Source organism: Bacteroides sp. 41_26, from assembly GCF_949740115.1.
GTDB lineage: Bacteria > Bacteroidota > Bacteroidia > Bacteroidales > Bacteroidaceae > Bacteroides > Bacteroides nordii.
Window position 1 is genome coordinate 19,473 of record NZ_CATJGZ010000095.1, and the last position, 23,866, is coordinate 43,338.

Below are 23,866 nucleotides of genomic sequence, written 5' to 3' on the forward strand. Positions count from 1 at the left end.
GCTACACCAATAGCCTGTTTAAATTTTACTCAAGAGCAATTTTCAGACTGAAACCATCTACCGACACTCCTTCCGAACGAGTTATAGCCAGCTTTTGTTCTTCAGACATTCCAATCGTTTCACCATCTCTCAGAGTTACATCACTTTCTAAAATATAATATACTACATCATACAAAAACTCACTTAACTCTTCCGGACTCATTCTACTATCTAATATTTCCAATTCGTCTTTACCAAAGGCAGTCATCCCATACGTATAAATACCCGGCCCCTGTTTTCCTCTTGTAAAACCAAAATAAATCCAGTTCAGAATGGGCAACGTATCCTCTTTCATTACAGTTGACGCTTCTATATAAAACCCTGGCTCAAACACAGTACCCGAAGCGTAAAAACCAATTGCATTCTCCAGCTTCAAACAAGAAGAGGCTCCTTTAACAAACAGTTCCCCCGCTTCAACGACAGGCACATTCCGCCTCAGTACAGCTATACACAGTTGGGCCACATGTGTTTTCGTCACTTCAACAGCTTCCGGCCACAGATAGTTGTTTTCGGCATTATACTCAGCTTCTTTATCGGGAACCGGAGCATCAAAATAGCTAAGACAAAGCATCATATCATCAACCTCAAACACCAGTGCGGATCCTTCTTTAGTAACTTTTCCCCAATCAACATCTTTCCAGTCGACCTTCAGGTTCTTTTTTATTCTTTCAAAATCACACTCTTTGGTATTCAATAAGACAAAACCGACCAAAGTGCCGGTATTTCTACCTTCTTCAGCATCTCCATATTTAACAACCTTCTGCGTCATGGATTCTAAGATGTCTTCTTCTTGTTTGTTCATATGCCTTAATTATAGATTTATATGCCTTAAAGCCCGGTTCAGCATAGAATACATATATTCTCTTTGCGAAGATACTGATTTTAAGTATAACAGATAATCAAATACTATAAAATCTACAGTAAATGACCTCTTTATCACAAAAACTCATCCTGAACTCTAAAATAACACTAAATAAATGACAACGAAAGAGAAAACAGTTGTATCTTTAAGAGCCTGTAAAGATGGTTATACATAAACATCAGAGAGCGTACTTGAAAACAGAAAGGAGAGTAAAAGTATGGCATTAAATTTTGATTTTGTATTAAGATTGTTAGTAGCCGGTATATTGGGTGCCATCATCGGACTGGACAGAGAGTATCGTGCCAAAGAAGCAGGTTATCGTACCCACTTTCTTGTATCGCTGGGCAGCGCTTTGATAATGATTGTTTCTCAATATGGCTTTCAGGATATTATAAAAGAGAGTAGTGTTACTCTGGATCCAAGTCGTGTAGCAGCACAGGTAGTCAGTGGAATTGGTTTTATCGGTGCCGGTACCATTATTTTTCAGAAGCAAATAGTGCGGGGGCTGACCACTGCCGCCGGATTATGGGCTACAGCAGGAATCGGTCTGGCTGTAGGTGCAGGTATGTATGTGATAGGAATTGCTGCAATGTTGCTAACACTCGTCGGGCTCGAAGCACTGAGTTATATATTCAAAAGTGTAGGCATGAAAAGCTCCATGATCACTTTCTCTACAGAAAACAAGAATATACTAAAGTTAATTGCAGATAAGTTCAACTCCAAAGATTACCGGATTGTATCCTATCAGATGGATACCATAGGACACGGAGAAGCATCTCTCTACCAAGTGACAATGGTAATAAAATCGAAACGTAACTATGACGAAGGACATCTGTTGTCACTTATACAGGAATTTCCGGAAGTGACAGTAGAAAGAATAGAGTAAAACTACTTTTGCTTTTCTGTCAGATACTTCCAGTAACGTACCGGCATATCTTGTTTGTGCTTCCTCGGGTTGAGCCGTTCTTTTATCGTAATAGATTTAAAATAAGTTTTCCATAGCTGCTGAAAAAGTTTTTCATCCTTATCCATCAGGCTCTCGTCCAACATACCGGTAATGAGATGGGAAGCACTACTATCATCATCAAAAGTAATCTCTTCTACGGTTTTCAGGTCATAATAAAAACCGTAACGGCGCTTCATATCATAGATCAACCACTTCTGATCGGCAAAACGATCTCTGAAGTGCTCTATGGTAAGTGGTAACGCATTATGCTGAGGTTCAAAAGCAGCAAAAAAAGTACCATCCACAGCCTTCTGAAAACGAACGAACTGAAGCATACGTAGCCGCTCCCAATCTACCTTTTTCCATATTTTTGCAAGTTCCAGTACATCCGGGTCTCCAAAATTAGTTTCAATGGAACGGGGTGCATCAATTGCTTTACGAATATAGCGGAACAGCAACATGTCTACCTCCGGAAGTTCTGAAAGCCAGCACCAGGTAATAGATGACAGAGCAGAAACCGAGAGTTTCTTTTGTAATCCACGCCACACACGTCCGGATTTCTCTTCATCGGTATGTACAGTAAAAGATTCATTATAAAACAGAGGTAAAGTATCTCCTTCGGACAGTAACATATCCGGAAAAGTTTTACGATAATAAGCATCAAAAACAGCTGTCAGTAAACCTTCAAAAGTTTTATCATATATAAATAAATTCATAGGCCGGTTTGTAATCAGAGTTAATCAGAAAAAGTAAATGTCAGTTGATTCTCATCTATCTTCTTCCTGGGTTTGGGAAGCAACAGGCTACGCACAGTATGTGGGGTCATTTCATTGACAGTCTTCATCGGAAGCTCACTACAAGTAATAAAATACTGCGCCTTCTTCATCACTACACCTATCTTTTTAAGCTGATAGAATCCTAACTTTGAATAACGCCGCGAAGCAATAATCAACTTTGCAGACTTTACTCCAATGCCCGGTACACGAAGTATCATTTCATAATCTGCCCTGTTTATGTCTATCGGAAACTGTTCGGGATGACGCAATGCCCACGAAAGCTTCGGATCTATTTCAAGATCAAGATCAGGATAAGCATCATCTACAATTTCATCAACTTTAAACTGATAAAATCGCATTAACCAGTCTGCCTGATACAACCGGTTTTCACGGACAAGAGGTGGTTGTTTCAAAGCCGGCAAACGGGTATCATAGGTATTGACGGAAACATAACCGGAATAATAAACCCGTTTCATGGTGGGACGCTGATACAAAGCAGAAGAGAGGAAGAGAATGTCTTTATCTGTTTCAGCAGTAGCTCCAACTATCATCTGTGTACTCTGCCCCGCTGGGGCAAAACGAGGGGCATACCTGAATTTCTTCCGTTCTTCACTACTTTCCAGTACCCCCTGTTGAATATACAACATAGGAGCAAATACACTCTTATGGTCTTTCTCCGGAGCAAGCAACTTTAAATTCTCTTCTTTAGGTATTTCAACATTCACACTCAAACGATCAGCATAACGTCCGGCTTCAGTCACCAGTTCACGACTGGCTCCGGGGATACTTTTCAAATGGATATATCCATTGAATCGATGCACTTCACGCAGGTCTTTGGCTACCCGTACCAGACGTTCCATCGTATAATCGGGATTGCGTACAACCCCCGAACTAAGAAATAAACCCTCTATATAATTACGGCGATAAAACTCAATGGTCAAGTCAACCAACTCAGAAACAGAAAGAGTAGCACGTGGCAAGTCATTACTACGCCGGTTGATACAATAGGCACAATCATAAATACAATAATTGGTAAGCATTACCTTCAATAAAGAGATGCATCGCCCGTCTTCGGCAAAACTATGGCATATCCCCCACCCTCCTACAGTATTACCAAGCATTCCCGGTTTGTTGGCACGCACTGTTCCACTGGAAGCACAAGACACATCATATTTGGCAGACTCCGCCAATATCCTCAGCTTTTCGAGTACGTTTGCATTCATAATCAGTACAATTTTTGCATCTTTTCTATTTCAGCCTTCATCAAATCACGCAAACTTTGAGGTTCAAGAACCTCCACCGTCGATCCTTTAGACAACAACTCCTGAATAAAATCATAAGTATGCGATATATACATTTCAAAATCAGTATAAGTATCTGTCGTTATTATCTCTTGCTGACTGGGATGCAAAGGTAGGTTACGCAGATAAGGAGCCTGCTCGGCAACAACCCGCAAAACAGTACGTTGCGGTTGTTGTGCCTCATCACGAATGATACCGAAACAATTCTGAAAATAATCCTGTGGAGTGAATTTCCGGGGAAAGCGGAACGTATCATTCCCTGTCCTTACCGACTTAATCCTATCTAAAGAATAAGAACGGAAAGCTTCATACTTCCGGTTGACTCCTATCAGATACCAGCGATGACGGAACAGTTTCAGGAAGTAAGGTTCCAGACAAACCTCTTTCGGTTGCCCCCAGTTATAAGCCTGATACTCCATGTGAAGCACAAACCCTGCCCTCATAGCATCTATTATGACATCCATATATTGCAGTCCCAAAGGAGCCTCCTCAAAAACAATCCGGTTCTTCATATCCACATTTTCCTGCAAAATATTGTTTAATGAAAAGCTGTTGAGCAACCACATTTTGAGCTTATCTCCCAACATTCCCTCGGCATCAGCTATATAATAAGTATTTGTACACTTATCACATTCTATATTAATGTCGAACATCTCTTCGATAGCCTGCCGGTGATTATGAAAAGTACGCAAAGGAATATCCGTACGAGTACTATCTCCTGCCCGCCAGCGACGATTGATCTCAGCAAACGTAATGCGCCCGCTCCGATAGATCGTATCTACCAGCCAGATGAGTTTATTGAATTGTTGCTTAGCCATATCTGCTTTTATTTATATCTGCTGCAAAATTGAAGATAGTTTGTGCCAAAAATAAGCATAATAAAGAGAAGATATAGTGAAATAACTAAAAAAGAGTTGAATGATACAAGTGAAACACACCACTATTTTGTTATATACTATATGAAAAGTATGAAAACAATCGTTATAACTATACTGCTCTTCATGGGCTGTTCGCTGACAGGTAATGCACAGAGCGTGCAGAGTACTAAACTCAAAAAACAGGAGAATAACAATATGAAAGATCAAAAGGAAATATATTTTGCCGGTGGTTGTTTCTGGGGTACAGAACATTTTCTGAAACAAATCAGGGGTGTAGAGAGCACTCAGGCAGGTTATGCAAACGGAAATATTGCCAACCCCACATACCAACAGGTGTGTAGCGGAAATACCAATTTCGCCGAAACGGTAAAGGTAACCTATAATCCACAGGAAGTAGAGCTTCCTTTACTAATAGATTTATACTTTAAAACAATAGACCCCACCAGTGTCAACCGGCAGGGAAACGATCGCGGATCACAGTATCGTACAGGTATTTATTACACGGATAAAGCTGATCTGCCGATTATACAAACTGCTGTAGAAGCATTGGCAAAGAACTATTCAAAGCCACTCGCTATTGAAATAAAACCATTATCCAACTTTTATCAGGCAGAAGATTATCACCAGGATTATCTGGATAAAAATCCGGGAGGGTATTGCCATATCGACCCGGCTTTGTTTGGACTGGCCAAAAAAGCGAATGCTCCCAAAACGACAGCAAAACCTGTTTACAAGAAACCGGATGACGCCACACTTCGTGCCAAGCTCACCAACGAGCAATATGCCGTAACACAAAAAAGTGCTACCGAGCCAGCCTTTCATAATGAATATTGGGATGAGAAACGACCCGGTATCTATGTAGATATCACTACCGGCGAACCATTGTTTATATCTACTGATAAATTTGATTCAGGATGTGGTTGGCCCAGTTTCACAAAACCAATAGATAAAACATTGGTGAAGGAAAACATGGATACCTCTCATGGCATGAGACGTATAGAGGTACGCAGCAAGACCGGAGATGCACATTTAGGACATGTTTTCACAGACGGTCCTGCAGATAAAGGAGGGCTACGTTATTGTATCAACAGTGCTTCCCTGCGTTTCATCCCCAAAGAAAAGATGAAAGAAGAAGGGTATGGCGAATATCTGAAACTGCTTCCCGCAGGGGGAGGTACGGCAAGCGGTGGTTAATTGAAACACAACTCTGAATATAGTTCACCACAGAGTCTCACAGAGTGACACGGAGTTTTAATTATTTTTTTTAATCAGATAAATAACACTCAGTGGAACTCTGTGCGACTCTGTGGTGAATTTCAGTCATAAACGCCCACTCCCAACAGCTATAAAATAAAAAAGCCAGTCCTCACAAGGTCTGGCTTCGCATTTCTCTTTATTCAAAAAATTACTTTTTTGATTCTTCCAAAGACACTTTACGGAATTCTTTCATTGCTTTTTCAATTTCCAATGAAGCCTTACGTGCACGTGTTCCAGCAGCTTTATTACCGTTTTCGATCTGTGCATTTGCATCCTTGTTGAAATCAGCTACAAGAGCTGCGATTTTTTCTACTAATTCTTTCATGATCCTTTTTATATTTTCTTCGTTAATAATGATTGGCAAAAATACATTCTTTCCCGAAATAAACACATAAAAACAATATTTTTTTTGAAATAATCCGCGAAAAATCATCTAAAAAAGGCGGTTTCGGCTTTTTTCTTTACTTTTGCAGCCATGAAACCACTTACAGATACCGAATACATACATATTTTAATAGCTGAGGGAGAGCACCAGCAACAGGATTTTAAATTTGAAATTTCGGATGCCCGCAAAATAGCCAGAACATTGTCGGCCTTTTCCAATACCGATGGCGGGCGTTTACTCATCGGCGTTAAGGACAATGGAAAAATAGCCGGTGTACGTTCAGACGAAGAGAAATATATGATAGAAGCAGCGGCTCAACTCTACTGTCTGCCCGAAGTTCACTACTCCATGCAAACATTTCATGCCGAAGGACGTTCTATATTAGTGGTACAAATAGATGAAAGTGCCCAAAAGCCGGTATATGCAAAAGATGAAACCGGCAAACCACTGGCTTATATTCGTATAAAAGATGAAAATATACTGGCTACTCCGGTACATCTGCGTGTATGGGAACAAAGTGATAATCCGGTAGGAGAACTGATACAATACACCGAACGGGAGCAACTGTTGCTTGATCTGCTCGAAGCGAACACCTCACTTTCATTAAATCGATACTGCCGCCTGGCAAATATCCCGCGTCGTGCTGCCGAACATTTGCTGGCTAAATTTATCCGGTTTGATATAATAGAACCGATATTTGAGAATCATAAATTTTACTTCAGACTGAAATAGATAAGATGAAAGATATAGAAAAGGATATTGAATGTTGGTAGACGGTTTAATTACGAATTTTAAGTGATGAATGATGTAATAGTTGGTGTAAATCAACTTATTTAGTACTTTTGCAATCGCAAACCCGAATTCATAATTCAAAATTTATAATTAATATATATGAGCATATTTGCTAACTTATTCAAGAAAAAAGCCGAAGCCGACGGAAAGGCTGTAGGTAATGTAGAAGATTTCGTGTCATTGACACGCGTATATTTCCAATCGGTAATTGCTGTAAGTCTTGGTATCACCAATATCCGTTTTCTCCCGGATGTAGCGCAATTCAAACGCCTGTTCAAAATACCCACCCAGGGAGGAAAACTGGGATTAGGCGAAAAAGCAGCAGCCCGTAAAATGTTAATGGAAGATTATGGAATCAGCGAATCATTTTTCAAAGAAATCGATTCTTCAATAAAAAAGAACTGCCGTACACAAAACGACATACAGGCCTATTTATTTATGTATCAGGGTTTCTCTAATGACCTGATGATGTTAATGGGTAACCTTATGCAGTGGAAATTCCGTATGCCGTCTGTATTTAAAAAGACGCTTCGCAACATGACAGCAAAAACCGTACACGATGTGTGTACCAAAACAGTATGGAAAGCAGATGACGTACACAAAACAGCGACTTCCGTACGACAGTACAAAGAACGTCTCGGCTACTCCGAACAATGGATGACAGAATATGTCTATAACATTATCTTATTGGCCAAGAAAGAGCCTAAACGTAAGAACGAAGATGTCAAAGCATAAATGTTACGAAACAAAAAATAATCGTAAAAGAATGCAGCTATAGAAAAGCGGAAGTCACGTACTTCCGCTTTTTTTTGTATATTTATGCCTAATAATGCGCCAATAAATGACTCGTTTCGTTAAATATACCGATTTATCCGGGAATATTTAGCGTAGATGTTTGGTGCATGTACATTGACATATTGACCACCAATAAAAGAAAAATCGCTTATGAAACAAAAGAAAATGCTAACCCTCACTCTTTCACAACTGAAACAACTATACCAACAGGAGTTACCGGAACTCTGCCAACTGGCCGGTCAAAGTATTAACGATAAAGACTTTAGAAACAGCCTCGAAAGATTCCTGTCACTCCATCCGCAAGCTGAAAGTAACCCGGGTAAGCAAATTCGACTCCTTATCAATTACGACGGAACAAATATCCACGAACTCTCCACAGGACAGGACATGCCTGTACAGACTCTTTCAGTACTCCACCAGTTTCTCATCGGGCAACTGGAAAATACAGATCTGGTAACAGACTTATTCATAGACTTATTCTATCTCTTCAAAAGACTGGATGCCCCCGAAATGCCCCTCCCCTCTCCACAACGGATAAAAAGCCGTACCGAACGCTGGGTCACCGGACTGGATGAAGAAGTCATGGAACTCCGTGCACAAAACAAAGAACGAATGCTGCACGTACTGATACAGAAGATTGAAAACCGTAAATCCGGTTCCACCCGTTTCAAATTTGACGAAGGACTGAGCTATGACGAGAAGTATCAACTCGTCAGCCAATGGTGGAACGACTTCCGTTTTCACTTGTCAATGGCCATAAAAAGCCCTTCCGAATTAAACCGCCTACTGGGAAATTCACTTTCCAGCGAAACGATGTATCTGCTTTCGCGTGCACGTAAAAAAGGAATGCCCTTCTTTGCTACTCCTTATTACCTATCACTACTTGATATTACCGGAGACGGATACAATGACGAAGCAATCCGCAGTTATATTCTTTATTCCCCCCGTCTGGTAGAGACATATGGCAATATCCGTGCCTGGGAAAAAGAAGACATAGTAGAAGCCGGAAAGCCCAATGCAGCCGGATGGTTACTTCCGGACGGGCACAATATTCATCGCCGTTATCCGGAAGTTGCTATCCTGATACCGGATACCATGGGACGGGCTTGCGGCGGATTGTGTGCTTCTTGCCAGCGTATGTACGATTTCCAGAGCGAGCGTCTGAATTTTGAATTCGACAGCCTGCGCCCCAAAGAATCCTGGGATAAAAAGCTACGCCGCCTGATGAGTTATTTCGAAGAAGACACGCAACTGCGTGATATCCTTATCACAGGTGGAGATGCACTAATGAGCCAAAACAAAACATTACGAAACATTCTGGAAGCTGTATACCGGATGGCCGCCCGCAAACGGAAAGCTAATCAGGAACGTCCGGAGGGAGAAAAGTATGCCGAACTACAACGTGTACGTCTCGGTTCGCGCTTGCCAGCCTATCTTCCGATGCGTATCAATGACGAGCTCGTTGAGATTCTTCGTGAGTTTAAAGAAAAGGCTTCAGCTATTGGTGTGAAGCAATTCATCATCCAAACACACTTCCAGACACCATTGGAGGTCACTCCGGAAGCACGGGAAGCCATCAGCAAGATACTTTCTGCCGGGTGGCTTATCACCAACCAGTTAGTTTATACCGTAGCAGCTTCCCGGCGAGGACATACAACAAGACTGCGTCAGATACTCAACTCCCTTGGAGTCGTTTGTTATTATACCTTCTCAGTGAAAGGCTTCAATGAAAACTACGCTGTATTTACCCCCAACAGCCGCTCCTTGCAGGAACAGCATGAAGAAAAGATATACGGTCAGCTGACACCGGAGCAAGCTACAGAACTGTACACCCTACTCGAAAAAGGAGAAGACACAGCAACTCGTATCCGTCGCTTCATGAGGAAACACCACCTGCCTTTCCTGGCTACCGACCGAAGTGTACTCAACCTCCCTGCCATAGGCAAGAGTATGACGTTCAACATGGTAGGTCTTACTGAAGACGGAAAACGTATTCTCCGCTTCGACCATGACCGCACACGCCACCATAGTCCGATCATCGATAAAATGGGAGAAATTTATATTGTAGAAAATAAATCGCTTGCCGCTTATCTAAGACAATTGGGTAAGATGGGAGAAGATCCCGAAGACTACGCCAGCATATGGAGCTACACAGAAGGTGAAACAGAGCCCCGGTTTAGTTTATACGAATATCCGGAGTTTGAGTTTCAAACCACTGACAGAATGAGTAATCTGGAAGTAGAAGGATAAGCTACCCAACTACAAAAATAAAAAACCTCCGGAGCAATGGGCTCCGAAGGTTATCCACTATAAATGGCAATATTCTTTCATAGTCATAACAAACTAACTTACCAATTACGCCCGGTATCCCACCAAAGACGCGTACCTCCATTGTCTTCTCCGCCCAACGCATCCACTAACTTACGGTATTGTTCTCCGTCCTCCGTCTCTAATGAACCGGGAAAGTTCAGACGACGAACCATTGTTTCCGTATCAATACAATGATTCCGGCTATTATTAAATCTTACAGGGAAAAGACGCGGATAACCTGTCCGACGCTGTTCTGCCCATGCCTCACAACCTTCGGGAAACATAGCCAACCATTTTTGAGTAATGATCTTTTCCAGTTTAACCTCCCGATCTGCACTTTCTATCCAGCGTGGAGACACCTGACAACGAGCCTTTATATTATTATCGGGATCATACGTATCAACAAAATCAGCAGCCCGATTATCACTGTTCAGATAATCGTCTGTCGCAGTCAGATTGTACTGGCGGAAAGAGGAAGCCACTCCTTGCTTATAGCATTCTCCCGCATCCTCTGATGTCCAGCCACGCAATGCCGCCTCCGCACGAAGAAACCACACCTCGGCGGCAGTCATTAAAACCGCATCTGTAGACTGATCTACCGCCAGCTTCGACAAAGTGTTATAACGATTGTGGGCAAAACAAGTCCCCTGACGAATGCCGCGATACTCTCCCTTTAAATCCGGAGCCGTACAATGTTCAAAATAAAATTCCCGCCGGGGGTCACCGTAACCATTCATTATAGATTCTATAGAGGCATTCATATAAGTCTCATTCCACACACGGTTGAGTTCACCAAGTGGATTGGAGTATCCACTACCGGTAGAGACAGACGCCAATTCGGTAGCATACTCAAAAACGCCATACGCATTATCTAAAGCTTTCAAGAACTCCGAGCGGGCTTTCAACGGACTCACCACAGCTAAACGCATGGCAAGCCTCATCCGCAAAGAGTTGGCAAACTTAATCCAGGAGCAATATTTCCCATCAAGCAGAATATCAAAACGGGCAAACTCTGCAGCTTCCGGCATTCGTTCTATGTAATCAGAAAGAACGGTAACCACCGTATCCAGTTCATGGAAGAACTCATCATATACTTCCTCCTGCGTATCGGGCTGATAATTGTTTTCCGGATTTGCAAAATTGGTATATACTACAGGGCCATAATAATCTGTCACACGATGCATCACCTCTACTTTCAGAATCTTTGTAATGCCAAAGAATGCCGGCTGCCCTGTACGGGTATGGATTTCCGACTGATAAATCTGAGGAAAGATATAAGCATACGTATGTCCCCACATCGCACTATTCCAACCGTCCTGCATATTATAATCGGAATTATGGCTACCTCCATTCAGTGGCTTGGCATCGTGCATATATCCACAGAACATATCAGCATTAAGATTCTGCGTCAATTGAAAGGGCCAGTTCTTGCCTTTGCCATAATCATAATTAAAATAAATACCCTGCTGAATAATGCCCAGACGAATACCATGGTCATTGTTATCCGCTTTCAAATCTTCATCGGTAATGCCTGCCAAATCGGTATTGTACTCTCTGAATTGGGAAGTACAGGATATCAGTATCGACCCTATAAACAAAAACAGAAGAATCATATTCTTTTTCATCATTTTACCCCTCCCCTGCTTTAAAATTCACATTTAATACTGAATCCCCAACTACGTGTCGTGGGCATTCCATAGACTTCGATTCCCTGGTTATCATTTCCGGTAGAAAGTACCAGATCGGGATCAAAAGGCGCTTTCTTGTAAATAAAAAAAAGATTGCGCCCTACAAAAGAGAGCTGTATATCTTTGAAAACTTTCGTTTTAGCTATCCAGCCGGCAGGCAACTGATAGTTTAGAGAAAGTTCTCGCAGACGCACGTTTGTGGCATCATACATATAGTATTCCGTCACACCCGCACGTCCGCCAACTACGTTCTTGTAGAATCCCTTTACATTCTCTACACGATGTCCCTCCAGCACGATATATCCATCGTCCCTGGCGTCGGCCGTAGTTTTGGAAACTCCATACATATCCATATCGGCCTGGGTTTGTGAAAGAATATCTCCACCATACCGGCAGTCTATCAAAAAATAAAGGCTGACCCCTTTGTAAGAAAGAGTATGGCTCCACCCCATCGAAAAGAGAGGATTGGCATTGCCTACCTTCACCGTATTTCCGTCTCCCTCAACCTGAGGCAATCCTTTATTTTCGCCCCCGGCCTCGTAAACGATATTTCCACTGCCATCACGAACAAAAGCTTTTCCGTAAATATCGCCGATAGAACCACCTTTCACTAACTTCATGGCATAACTCGACGAAAAACTGGTAGGACCGTAAACAAACTCCTTTAACTGTTCATGCAGTTCGATAATCCGGTTCTTATTGGAAGAGAAATTGAGTGTTGTTTTCCAGATGAAGTCCCGCTTCATCACAGGTGCGGCATCCAGTGTCAGCTCCCAGCCCTCATTCTGTATATTACCGGCATTGACATACCGATAGGCATATTTGTCTCCGGATAAAGCCGGCAGCTTGAAGAATTGATTGCGAGTATTAGTACGGTAATAAGTGGCATTAATGCCCAGACGATTACTAAGGAAACGCCACTCGGTACCTACTTCCACAGAGTATGTCATTTCAGGCTCCATCTCTTTAAAAGGAGCCGCATCACTGGCCTGCACTTCACCGCCGGCAGTAACGTGTGAAACCGGATTGGTGATAAACAGTGGGATATCATTACCCACTTTACTGTATGTACCGCGCACTTTACCAAAAGAAACCCATTCCGGCAAAGCTATCAGTTTATTCAGAATAAGAGAAGCACCAACAGAGGGATAGAAAAACCCCGTCCGCTCATGCCGGGTGTAAGCCAGAGTAGAAGCCCAGTCATTACGGGCGGTCACATCTACAAAAAGGCTCTCTCTGTATCCCACCTGTGCTGTAGCAAATACCGACTGCAACTGCCTGTGAGCATCAATCTTCTGATCGAGGCTGGCCGAACCGTTCATAATAATATTGGTCAGATTAAAGACATTGGGAAATTTCAAGGAAGCCGTCTTAGAGTCGTAACGGACAGAATTTACGATCTTGTCATTAATGCTGGCACCCATAGCGGCATCCAGTGAGATGTCACCCCACTTCTTCTTTGCCGTTGCCATCACATCTCCATAAAGCAGTACCTCCTGATAATCCATTTCAATATAGCGACCATTCACTCCCGCCAATGCCGGAGCTGTAGAAGCATAAAACTTCTGCCGTAATTTGTCATTTGCATAATCCATAGTACCACGTGCCTGGATATCGAGCCAATCATTCACCTTCACACGAGCGGACAAAGACGTAATGATTCTGGAACGGGTGTCTTTACTCTGGATACGATTGACAATCCAATAAGGGTTTTGCTCAAAATCTTCAAAAGACGTATGCCAATTCTGTACATTGAGCTTACGATCTTCATCATATACTTCAAAATGATCTTTATAATAAGACAGATCTTCGCCACGAGGAAAGCGATACAATCCCACCAGGGGATTCATATAAAAGCCTCCGGTAACAGGTTTATTCTTTACTACCTGACGCATCACATTCACACTGCCATCCAGTTTCAACCGGCCATTGAACAAAGAGGAGGTTTCTCGGAAATTCAGATTGTGTTTAGAAAGCTGATTTTTATCTATAATGCCCCTTCCGCTGGTATTGGCATAAGAGAAATAATTTTGTAACTTCTCGTTTCCATGGCTCACAGATATAGAAGTAATGGAAGTAAAACCGGTACGAAAGAAATTCTTCAGGTTGTCCCGATCCGGCAGTTCGGCCTTTGCTCCCCAGCTATCTACATCATCACTCACTCCATAGCGGTTTTGCATTTCAGGAAGACTAAAAGCATTATCAACGGTCAGGCTGGTAGAGAAAGATACTTTATGAACTCCGGACTCGCTCCCTTTTTTAGTGGTTATCAATATTACCCCATTAGCAGCCTGGCTACCATACAAAGCTGCAGCCGGAGCACCTTTCAGAATCGTTATACTCTCTACATCCTCAGGATTCAGATTAGAAATGCCGTCACCTCCATCACGATTGCCGGCATTGGCTGTACCTCCAATAGCCGAATAGGCTTGTTCGGAAGTAGAGTTGAGCATCGGAACACCATCTATTACATATAAAGGCTGATTATCACTGACTACAGAACGTATACCACGAATACTGACCTTAGCTGATGCACCCGGTCCTGAGGAATTCTTACTAATTTGCACACCTGCTGCTTTTCCTGCCAGTGCAGTAATCATATTAGGGTCCTTCACCCGGTTCAGTTCATCACTTTTGAGCTGCATAGCCGAATATGAGAGAGAAGATTCCTTCTTTTCAATGCCAAGTGCAGTGACAATAATAGGATCAAGCATCACGGCATCTTCTTTGAGTAGTATCTCAAATTCAGTTTGTCCTCGTACAGGCACTTCCTTAGTCTCACATCCCACAAAGGAAATTTGCAGAACAGCATCCTGTTCTACTACTAAAGAAAATTCACCCTCTGCATTAGTAATGGTTCCGTCGGGCTCCCCTTTCACTTTTACAGTAGCTCCAATCAAAATTTCCCCTTTAGAATCGACGACGTGTCCTTTTATCTTTTTTCTTGAAGAAAACTGGTCTGTGTGTTTATCATATTCTATATTAATAGCATTACACTCTTCTATTCCCAAAGGGGGTAAGAGTATTAAAAATAAGTATAAAAGAGTCCTTCTAGTAAGTAATATGTTCATTTCAAATAGATTGTGCTTATACAAAAGTACACAATAAATTCTAAAAAAATATTTTTTAGGTAACGTTTAAACAAAAGAGTTCTCAGAAATAGGTATTATCACTATTTTTGTTGCAAATAAACTGTAAATATGGAAATAGAGATAGAAAATCATCCCCTGGAACCGTTTTTACCTCCGCATGCAAAATTGTTAATGCTGGGCAGTTTTCCGCCACAAAAGAAAAGATGGTCTATGGATTTTTATTATCCAAATTTAAATAATGATATGTGGAGAATTGTGGGACTCCTGTTCTTTGACAACAAAGATCATTTTCTGAATGAGTCAAAGAAAGCTTTTTGTCGTGAACAAATCATTGATTTTCTCAATAAAAAGGGGATTGCCTTATTCGATACAGCTTCTGCCATACGACGTTTGCAGGATAATGCTTCCGACAAATTCTTAGAGGTTGTTCAGTCTACTGACATAGCTGCTATGCTCCGACAATTACCGGAATGCAAAACCATCGTAACCACCGGGCAAAAAGCCACAGATACCCTTCGCATGCAATTCAATGTAGAAGAGCCCAAAGTAGGCGATTTTTCTGAGTTTGTGTTTGAAAATCGCCCGATGCGGCTCTACCGAATGCCTTCTTCTTCCCGTGCTTACCCATTAGCATTGGATAAGAAAGCAGCCGCTTACCGTATCATATACCAAGATTTACAAATGCTTTAAAATAATAGAAATATGAAACCAATCTTTTTGCAATACCCAGCGTGTAGCACTTGCCAAAAGGCAAAAAAGTGGCTGACTGAAAATAATATTGAGTACACCAACCGTCTCATCGTAGAAAACAACCCCACCGTAGAAGAGCTGAAAGCATGGATTCCACTTAGTGGACTACCGGTAAAAAAGTTTTTCAACACCAGTGGACTGGTTTATAAAGAGCTGAACCTCAAAGAGAAGCTTACCACGATGAGCGAAGAAGAACAGATAGCCCTGCTGGCTACCAATGGTAAACTGGTGAAACGTCCATTGGTAGTGACTGATAATTTTGTATTAGTGGGATTCAAACCCGATGAATGGGAAAAACTAAAATAGTTGAAAACTTCTTTGCAGAAGTACTTGCAGATTCGGAAGATTATTCTACCTTTGCACCCGCAAACACGGGAGTAGCTCAGTTGGTAGAGCACCGGTCTCCAAAACCGGGTGTCGGGAGTTCGAGCCTCTCCTCCCGTGCATGATTAAATAGCTGTAAGTTTTTTGACTTACAGCTATTTTTCGTTTATAGATCGGACGGTAAAAGCCCATCCACACTCATTAGTTTCATCCACTTCGCAAGGGTTCAACGGAAGGCCATGTATTTCGAGAAGGAAGGAACGGACGTACGAAAAGAGGGTAACACACCGTATTGGACGGGTGCAAAATAGGAAAATGATGCGTCAGGAGGTAATTTTTTGTTCTATGTTTGAGTTTGAGTGGTTAGGGTATAGTTATAATAACAATGCGGAAGTTGACAGGAAAACGGGGATGGAAGAGGACGGGAGACGGAAAAGGAGCGTTGGTAACATTTGCGCCGGATGTTGTTCGACAAGAGAAAAAGGATGGTAATAATATAGGAGAAATGAAGAATTAACTCTACTTTTGTGATACAAAAAATAAAATAGGACATGGATGAATTACTAATTATTCAAAATAAAATATACGAGATACGAGGTCAGAAGGTGATGTTGGACTTCGATTTGGCAGAGATGTACGATACAGAGACAAAGTATTTGAAACGTTCTCTGTAAAAAACAACCTCCGTCGCTTCCCCAGCGATTTCATGTTTGAACTGACTAAGGAAGAATGGGAAGATTTGAGGTGCAGAATTAGCACCTCAAAGAGGGAAGGTACCCGGTATATGCCCTACGCATTCACCGAACATGGTGTCGCCCAACTCTCTTCCGTACTCAACAGTAACATTGCAATAGATGTAAACATACAGATTATACGCGCCTTTATTGCTGTCCGCCAATTGATAGCCAATCCTCCGGTAGACCGTATTTCAGAGTTACAGGTGGAAGTTAAAGAACTCAAACAATACCTCGAAGAAGTTTTTGCCGACTACAATGACATCAACGACGATACCCGGATGCAAATAGAGCTAATCAACCAAACACTGGCAGAACTGCAAACCAAAAAGGCGTGGGACGAAAGACCACGTAACCCGATTGGATTCATTAAGACTAAATAATAGCCTTTTCTTACCCTGCCATTGGCATACAAATACCTTCTATGCAATATGATAAATGGCAAATTGGTTGACTTTACTTCCGATGAATTAAATACATTATTCTTGGCTTTATCAGAACTTGGAACTAAGTTGAATAATACTTCCCAGTCAATCGCGAGACCTGGATGACAACGATAGGGGATATTTCGATATTCTCTACTAAATGGAAAAGAGTTTTCACGAGTTGAGAGCTCTTTATTATTGCTCTGATTATAAAACAGCCTCGAATGATGGAATCTTTTCCAGTTCTTCCAAAACACTTTCTTTAGAATTTAATATTCAGTGTTACTTCTTTATCTCCCGCCAACCAGTCCGGCCCGTCTTCTACAAGACGTATTGCTTCTTTATCAGCAGAAGCACATAGGCTGTTCTTTATTTTTATATTGACCGGGCGCCCCTTTTTATCTACATGGAAAGTCAGTACCACTTCCCCTTTTACCTTTGCGCATTCTTCATCTGTTGGACGGATCCTATTCTTTTTCAGGTACTTCTTATATGCTTTGAGCCCTATCACAGGAACAGGCTCCGGCATGGTCAACGGCTCAACGCGTACTACCGAACCTGTGAGATTCTTTTTCCTTTCAGTACCATAGCCCACTACCACTACTTCGTTTAATGCCTCTTTGCTTTCATTCATGGCAATCAATATTTCTTTGCCGGTATCTGCAGGAAGAGTTATCGGTTCATAACCGATATAGTTGACCGCAATCTCTTTGTTTCCGTCTGTATCTAATGTGAAGTTTCCATTTACATCCGAAACCGTACCCTTACCGGTTCCTTTTACAAGAATATTAGCTCCCATAAGAGGTTCTCCGTTTTCATCAGTCACACGTCCTTTTATCCCACCGACCTTTAGGCCTTCTACCCTATCCTGCAACTTCCGGGCAAGATTATTATCGTCTGCAGCGATTGTAGTATCAGCCAGTTTTAATTCTTCTGAAAGGGCCACACTCATCTCTACTTCTACCGCAGATTGCTCTTTCACTTCGGGAGCAATGGTTTTGGCAGTAACTGCAGGTTTCACTCTTCGTTCCTGACTGATGAGTGGTCTCATCGAATCCTTTTTCAGTGTCTTCGCCAACTTCACCTCTGCTTCAGCAGGTATCTGTGAAGGTGTTTGTAAAATAGTATCCCGTTGCAATTGTTCCAGAGCCATGAGAGTTTCTTCCGGTAATTTATCTTTTTGGAACAGAAAATAACCACCCAAACAAACACCTAACAGGAGACTGGCAGCCACACTCCAGGCTAAAGCATGATTCTGCTTCCTTTTCACCCTCATTGTAATCCGGCGGCGAAGTAACTCTATCTGTTGCTCCTGACTTTCCCCTGCGCCGTCGTAACCATCCATAGCGTCGGCAAGAAAAGGATCTCGCATCGCTTCCTTTTGCAGGCGATGAGCTTCCCGCCCTTTACGGGTTCCTCGTATGTAGTCTAATAGCTTCATTGGGTCTGGTTCTTTATACAAATCTTTAAATTACGTTTTCCATTCTGGATATGGCTTTTCACGTTATTCAGTGTAAAGCCTGTTTGCTCTACAATATCGGCATAAGACATTTCTTCCATAAAAAAATGCATGATGCTGATACGCTGAAATTCGGGAAGCTTTTCAAGACAATGCTTCAGGGCATTCAGTTGTTCTTCCGAAGTATCTTCTTCAGATAAAAGATGCAGAAATTCATCAGATTCCACAAGGTTAATCGTATAATCGAGAGGAATTTCTTTATTTTCTTTTCTCAGTATTTGTAGACAGTGGTTCTTTGCTACCCGATATAGCCAGGGTTTGAAAACCTTTATTTCATAATGGGGTATTTTAGGAAGCAGATCTTCAAAAAGTTGCATTACTGCATCCTGTGCACGTGCTTCGTCGGTCAGATACTTGAGACAAAGACCATATAATAACGGAATATATCGGTTGTAAAGTTCACCAAAATATTCTGTTTTACCAGACGTGGCATACTGATGTAATAGCTCTTCGTCGGTCAGTTTTAATATGTTCTTTTTAAAAAACAGGACTTCTTTTTGGGCAAAGTTAAAAAAAATAAGTAAACGTAGGGATATATGGAAGGATTAAGTAATCAATCCACCACAGAGCACACTGAGTAATTATATAGTTCATTTTAAATAATTAAGCCCCTGCATACTCTGCAGTGAAATACAAAAAAAGGCTACCGAAATATCCGATAGCCTTCTTACCCTGTTCGTTATCCTTTTACCAAACAATCACCTTTTCTGTTATTGTTTCATTAGCTAATGTAATCTTTACAAGATAAATCCCTTTCGGCAGATTTACAGTTGTATTATTCAATGATACTGATTCTGAATATACATTAACTCCATCCATGGAATAAACATTGATTATACCGTTCAGATCACTGGCAGCAGTAATACGGATGGCGTCTCCCTCGCTCATAACCTTTACAGAGGTCTTCTCCGGTTCGTTTGTTATTCCGGTTCCTGCACCAAAAATAGCAAACGGGCCACCTACTTTAGCATTATCAACCGCTTGTACTCCCCATGTATACTCGCCAGTCAGTCCTGTTACCTTATATAACACTCTCTTGCTGATTAATCCGGAAACTTCGGCTACTTTCAACCGTCCGGTAGTAATATCAGCCGGAATTGTCATTCTGATAACATCTCCCTGTTTGATATACAAATTATATTTCAGAGCACTGGCCGGAGTTACATCATCAGCCGGGGCATCCCATGAGAACATTACAATGCCATTGGAACCCGACACTGCTTTCAAATTGGTAGGTGCACCGGGAGCCTTATTTGCAGTAATTCCTTCGCCTAAATTATTCTTCATCAGGCGGGTATGTGATCCTCCCGCATCGCCATAACCCACAAGAAATGCATCCAAATTACCATCATTGTCAAAATCTACCAGATTGGCTGTTCCACCCCTCTGTGCTTTTGCACCAGCATACACTAACGGAGAAGCAGTAAACATAGGAGCATCCAGTTTGCCTCCATTGTTCAAATAAACCATATCAGTCTCCTCTGTAGCATTCATATACAGGATATCGCTAAAACCGTCATTGTTAACATCGCCTGCATCGACAGAAAGCGCCTGTCTGCTATTTGGCAACCCCGTTGTAGCAGCACCATATTTGGTAAATCCTCCTACTGAATTGATATACACGTCACCGCGCCAGTTCCAGCTCACAGCTTCGTCCCATCTAACTCCGGGAACCATAAAATCCTGTTTTCCATCATTATTATAATCAATCCAGACAGGATTGCCTTCTTCTATACCTTCAAATTCAATGGGTTCGGCAAAAGTTCCATCACCATTGTTTTTGTAGACTGCACCATTATAACTGCCATGATAACCATAGTCGGCATCATACTTGTCAACGTCAATTCCTTCACCCGAAACAATCAGATCCAAGAATCCATCACCATCATAGTCAGCCCAGGCAGCCCCACCACCAGATAACTGAACAAAGGGTTTAGCCGCACTGCTACCCATTTTGTTTTTTACCGGCTTGTCAATACGTTCAAAATTCTCCCCATTTACATTTCTGTATAAGTATGAGATTCCGGTATTCTTGTCACCTTCGCTTGTACGCCCCTGAATATAAAGATCCGTCCAGCCGTCACCGTCATAATCAGCAGCTACTACATATCGGTTAGAACGATTTTCCTTTCCGTTATTAATCAAAGGGAATAGCCCTGTAAAGACCTCTTCAAAACCGGCATCTCCTCCTTTATTTTTCCATAAACCAGCATAGTATTCTCCATTACTTTTCTTTCCGGCCAGAAACAAATCCAGATTTCCATCATTATTATAGTCGAACCAGGTGGCACTGGATGTCCTCAAACCCGGAAAATTATGCGCAACTTGCTCAAATTGCTTTCCATCTTTATTTTTATAAAGTAATGTTTGCTCTCCTTGTGAAGTTACACCGGCTATAATCACATCCAGAAAACCATCGTTGTTATAATCTCCCCAGGCAGCAGCAGCTTCATACACCATAGGAATACTCTCTGTTCCACCGTCTACTACAACAGGATTAATGATCTCAGAAAATGAAGCATGTTTCACCTGAGCAAAAGCAGAGGTACAGGCAAGTCCGACCAACGCACATGTGCATCTAAAAATTTCTACGTTTTTCATAATACATTTGTTTTTCATTAATAGATAAAAGTTGTCGAGGCCAATGCAGCTTCTGTCTTCACAGAAACTACATATACTCCTCTATTGAAGCCCGAAAGATCTATCTGCTCAGAATAAGAACCATCCTTAAAATTCTTCGCAAATAAAACCTGTCCGGAGATATTGTTTATTTTCACTGCCTCAATTATTTTCTTTGTCTTTACATGAAGCGTATCGGATTCTTTCTCCACATACACAGTGAGAGGATTCTCCTGATTGACCTTTGCAATACCCGAACCGGAGGAATGGAGCAAGCGAATGGCAAAACCGCCTCCTTTGGCCATGTTGATAGAAAGTTTAGTATCTTTAGTGATTTCCATCTTTTCACAAACATACTCTTTGGGCTGTTCACCCGATGCAGGAACATCCTTAAAGATGTCAGCCTGATAAGAGGCACCAGCTTCCAGAAAACTGAAATCAATTTCTACCGTTCTTGGAGTCCAGTCGGTCATACCACCTACATACCAGTCTTTTCCCTTTTGTTTAGCCATCAGAATATAATCTCCCAATTTGGCATCCAATGGTACTGTTTTATCCCAGATTGTAGGAACTGTTGACAAGAAACTAAGTATATCCGGATATTTATTGTATTCTGTTGGAGAGTCACATAAATATCCCACCCACTGGTCATAGATGACATACATTGACAGTTCGTGAGCTCTGGTACCCATACTCATTGGTGGAGTGTTGTCCTTGTCAATAGGTTTGAACTCCTCCTGAGTTACATTTCTCATAGACCCCGGAGTATAATCTTCGGGACCAGCCAATGAACGTATAAAAGGAAATTGTGTATGATATTCAGGCGTCAGAGTGCTTTCCCAGAAATTACACTCAGCACCACGGACAGCCTCAAAATTCAGGATGTTGGGATAAGTACGATTGATCCCGGTTGGAACCGGACAACCATGGAACAGGGCAACCATTTGATTGTCTGCCAGGCGTTGTGCAAACTCCCGTCCCCAACGCATAGCAATCTGATCACTGCGTTCAAAGAAATCGATCTTTGCTCCGGAAACACCATAGTCTTTCATCTTCTTAATCCAATCCTGCGGATTCTCTCTAACACAACTTGCCCATGTCCAAACCAAAATTTTCACATTCTTCTGTTTTGCATAAAGGCATAATGTACGTATATAATCTTCAGACCAACCGGCATCAAGTGTCATATATTCAATACCATGCTGAGAAGCCCAATCAACATAATATTTATATAATTGAAAAGACAGATTCTTATTTCCTGATGGAAAATCGACTCCTTCTAAAACGGCTTTGTGCCACCATTCCCAAGCACTTTTACCCGGCTGTATCCAAGAAGTATCCGTCAAACGGCAAGGTTCTGCCAACATATACACCAATTCATTGTTAAGCAGAGATTTGTCATCATCAGAAACAATAATAACTCTCCAGGGGAATGTGCGGCTTCCTTCTGTTTTTGCAATATAGTTTTCTCTTGAAATAACCAGATGATTAGAATACCAGTAGCTGGAATTTGAAGGATCAGAATCCATAACCTCTTTAGGGTATTGAGCCCACTTTCCACGCATAGAATTCACGCCGTTTTGCTCCATATACAATCCCGGATAATCATATGTATCAGATTCCGTTACAACAATCTTGTAAGGAGTATCAGGATACGAAAACAGTACGGGAGATACAGAAAAGCGATTGTTCGTGATATCAGTCGGTGCATTATAAGTTTTATAGAGCCGTTCAAAGTTTCTATATCCCTGATGAATCTGGTGTACTTTCCCCTGCTGGTCTTTTTCTCCGGAATAATTAGTATCGCACTCCGGGAAATAGATTGTCGGGGTTGAAGTAAAATTGAACACAGCATCTTCACTATTGATAATAATCTCTCCACCCAGACGGGTGATAAAACGATATGCTATCCCCTCATCGTAAGCTCTCACCAAAAGGTCATAGTTTTCATTAAATGATATTAACAGCTCATTATAAGCCTCTCTCAGAGTTTTATTTTTTCCGGCTACAACATCAATTGTTTGATCCACATGATTGGTCGTTGTACTTTTTACCGTTCCTCCTCCCACAATTGTCCCGTTAGAAAGATTCAACCCTATAGACGAAGGGGATATCAACTGCTTATCGCCATGCCATACCTCATAGGTCGTACCATTATCTACCCGTAGCTTTATTTTCAACGTGCCGTTAGGCGAGGTCGTTTCATATTCTTCTGCCTGCACACCGAATGTGCAAAAGAACAAAAGCAATAAAGATAAAATTGATTTTTTATTCATACTTCTATGTTGTATTCCTAATAATTGAATACTTTTTTATTTGTTATTAACTTTATAAATCAATTAGTTATCTCTTTTCTCTCATTTTTCAAGAAACA

General features: G+C 41.6%; 19 protein-coding genes, 1 tRNA gene and 1 pseudogene. 10 read left to right on the forward strand and 11 right to left on the reverse strand.

Going from position 1 to position 23,866, the window contains the following annotated elements; all coding sequences use genetic code 11:
* Positions 1-25 precede the first annotated feature (25 nt).
* On the reverse strand, positions 26-841 hold the full coding sequence (locus QX565_RS14885) for a DUF4261 domain-containing protein (RefSeq protein WP_289293298.1): 816 nt from the start codon (positions 839-841) through the stop codon (positions 26-28).
* 277 nt (positions 842-1,118) lie between these two features.
* Between QX565_RS14885 and QX565_RS14890 the strand changes: the two genes are divergently transcribed.
* Positions 1,119-1,787 (forward strand): MgtC/SapB family protein, encoded by a 669-nt coding sequence (locus tag QX565_RS14890; RefSeq protein ID WP_195351169.1) that lies wholly within the window; start codon positions 1,119-1,121, stop codon positions 1,785-1,787.
* Between the two features lie 2 nt (positions 1,788-1,789).
* On the opposite strand, the gene QX565_RS14895 is transcribed toward QX565_RS14890, so the two are convergent.
* Genes QX565_RS14895 through QX565_RS14905 form a run of 3 tightly spaced genes read right to left on the reverse strand, consistent with a single transcriptional unit; the run spans position 1,790 to position 4,742 of the window.
* On the reverse strand, positions 1,790-2,563 hold the full coding sequence (locus QX565_RS14895) for a TIGR03915 family putative DNA repair protein (protein WP_221648661.1): 774 nt from the start codon (positions 2,561-2,563) through the stop codon (positions 1,790-1,792).
* A gap of 20 nt (positions 2,564-2,583) precedes the next feature.
* The gene (locus tag QX565_RS14900; protein ID WP_221648662.1) at positions 2,584-3,846 is read right to left on the reverse strand and encodes a putative DNA modification/repair radical SAM protein; all 1,263 of its coding nucleotides are present in this window, start codon (positions 3,844-3,846) and stop codon (positions 2,584-2,586) included.
* 2 nt (positions 3,847-3,848) lie between these two features.
* Positions 3,849-4,742, reverse strand: coding sequence for a helix-turn-helix transcriptional regulator (locus QX565_RS14905; protein ID WP_221648663.1), 894 nt, complete (start codon positions 4,740-4,742; stop codon positions 3,849-3,851).
* Between the two features lie 150 nt (positions 4,743-4,892).
* Here QX565_RS14905 and msrB point away from each other — a divergent pair, with 150 nt between their 5' ends.
* Positions 4,893-5,996, forward strand: a complete 1,104-nt coding sequence (msrB, locus tag QX565_RS14910; protein WP_322932866.1) for a peptide-methionine (R)-S-oxide reductase MsrB — start codon at positions 4,893-4,895, stop codon at positions 5,994-5,996.
* 211 nt (positions 5,997-6,207) lie between these two features.
* On the opposite strand, the gene QX565_RS14915 is transcribed toward msrB, so the two are convergent.
* Positions 6,208-6,384 (reverse strand): BF3379 family histone-like protein, encoded by a 177-nt coding sequence (locus QX565_RS14915; protein WP_002562150.1) that lies wholly within the window; start codon positions 6,382-6,384, stop codon positions 6,208-6,210.
* 150 nt (positions 6,385-6,534) lie between these two features.
* Here QX565_RS14915 and QX565_RS14920 point away from each other — a divergent pair, with 150 nt between their 5' ends.
* From QX565_RS14920 to QX565_RS14930, 3 genes are all read left to right on the forward strand, one after another.
* Positions 6,535-7,176, forward strand: coding sequence for an AlbA family DNA-binding domain-containing protein (locus QX565_RS14920; RefSeq protein WP_195450231.1), 642 nt, complete (start codon positions 6,535-6,537; stop codon positions 7,174-7,176).
* A gap of 159 nt (positions 7,177-7,335) precedes the next feature.
* Positions 7,336-7,971, forward strand: coding sequence for a DUF8491 family protein (locus QX565_RS14925; RefSeq protein WP_002562153.1), 636 nt, complete (start codon positions 7,336-7,338; stop codon positions 7,969-7,971).
* Between the two features lie 210 nt (positions 7,972-8,181).
* Positions 8,182-10,281 (forward strand): KamA family radical SAM protein, encoded by a 2,100-nt coding sequence (locus tag QX565_RS14930; RefSeq protein WP_289293299.1) that lies wholly within the window; start codon positions 8,182-8,184, stop codon positions 10,279-10,281.
* Between the two features lie 98 nt (positions 10,282-10,379).
* On the opposite strand, the gene QX565_RS14935 is transcribed toward QX565_RS14930, so the two are convergent.
* Both QX565_RS14935 and QX565_RS14940 read right to left on the reverse strand, forming a co-directional pair.
* Complete coding sequence (locus QX565_RS14935) at positions 10,380-11,966, reverse strand: SusD/RagB family nutrient-binding outer membrane lipoprotein (RefSeq protein ID WP_289293310.1); 1,587 nt, start codon at positions 11,964-11,966, stop codon at positions 10,380-10,382.
* A 20-nt stretch (positions 11,967-11,986) separates the two neighbouring features.
* Positions 11,987-15,094, reverse strand: a complete 3,108-nt coding sequence (locus QX565_RS14940) for a SusC/RagA family TonB-linked outer membrane protein (protein ID WP_502874523.1) — start codon at positions 15,092-15,094, stop codon at positions 11,987-11,989.
* A 135-nt stretch (positions 15,095-15,229) separates the two neighbouring features.
* Here QX565_RS14940 and QX565_RS14945 point away from each other — a divergent pair, with 135 nt between their 5' ends.
* The 5 genes and pseudogenes from QX565_RS14945 (at position 15,230) to QX565_RS14965 (ending at position 17,312) form a co-directional block, all read left to right on the forward strand.
* Positions 15,230-15,811 (forward strand): uracil-DNA glycosylase family protein, encoded by a 582-nt coding sequence (locus QX565_RS14945; protein ID WP_289293301.1) that lies wholly within the window; start codon positions 15,230-15,232, stop codon positions 15,809-15,811.
* A 12-nt stretch (positions 15,812-15,823) separates the two neighbouring features.
* Complete coding sequence (locus tag QX565_RS14950; protein WP_195349488.1) at positions 15,824-16,177, forward strand: arsenate reductase family protein; 354 nt, start codon at positions 15,824-15,826, stop codon at positions 16,175-16,177.
* Positions 16,178-16,242: 65 nt separating this feature from the next.
* Positions 16,243-16,315, forward strand: a tRNA-Trp gene (locus QX565_RS14955).
* A 265-nt stretch (positions 16,316-16,580) separates the two neighbouring features.
* On the forward strand, positions 16,581-16,712 hold the full coding sequence (locus QX565_RS14960; protein WP_289293303.1) for a hypothetical protein: 132 nt from the start codon (positions 16,581-16,583) through the stop codon (positions 16,710-16,712).
* A 34-nt stretch (positions 16,713-16,746) separates the two neighbouring features.
* Positions 16,747-17,312 (forward strand): annotated as a pseudogene (locus QX565_RS14965) (ORF6N domain-containing protein).
* Between the two features lie 304 nt (positions 17,313-17,616).
* Here QX565_RS14965 and QX565_RS14970 read toward each other — a convergent pair.
* From QX565_RS14970 to QX565_RS14985, 4 genes are all read right to left on the reverse strand, one after another.
* The gene (locus QX565_RS14970; RefSeq protein WP_289293304.1) at positions 17,617-18,795 is read right to left on the reverse strand and encodes an energy transducer TonB; all 1,179 of its coding nucleotides are present in this window, start codon (positions 18,793-18,795) and stop codon (positions 17,617-17,619) included.
* Complete coding sequence (locus tag QX565_RS14975; RefSeq protein WP_221648748.1) at positions 18,792-19,361, reverse strand: RNA polymerase sigma factor; 570 nt, start codon at positions 19,359-19,361, stop codon at positions 18,792-18,794. The genes QX565_RS14970 and QX565_RS14975 overlap by 4 nt, the downstream gene beginning before the upstream one ends.
* A 199-nt stretch (positions 19,362-19,560) precedes the next feature.
* Positions 19,561-21,474, reverse strand: coding sequence for an FG-GAP-like repeat-containing protein (locus tag QX565_RS14980; protein ID WP_289293306.1), 1,914 nt, complete (start codon positions 21,472-21,474; stop codon positions 19,561-19,563).
* 17 nt (positions 21,475-21,491) lie between these two features.
* Complete coding sequence (locus tag QX565_RS14985; protein ID WP_289293308.1) at positions 21,492-23,768, reverse strand: glycoside hydrolase family 97 protein; 2,277 nt, start codon at positions 23,766-23,768, stop codon at positions 21,492-21,494.
* Positions 23,769-23,866: the final 98 nt, after the last annotated feature.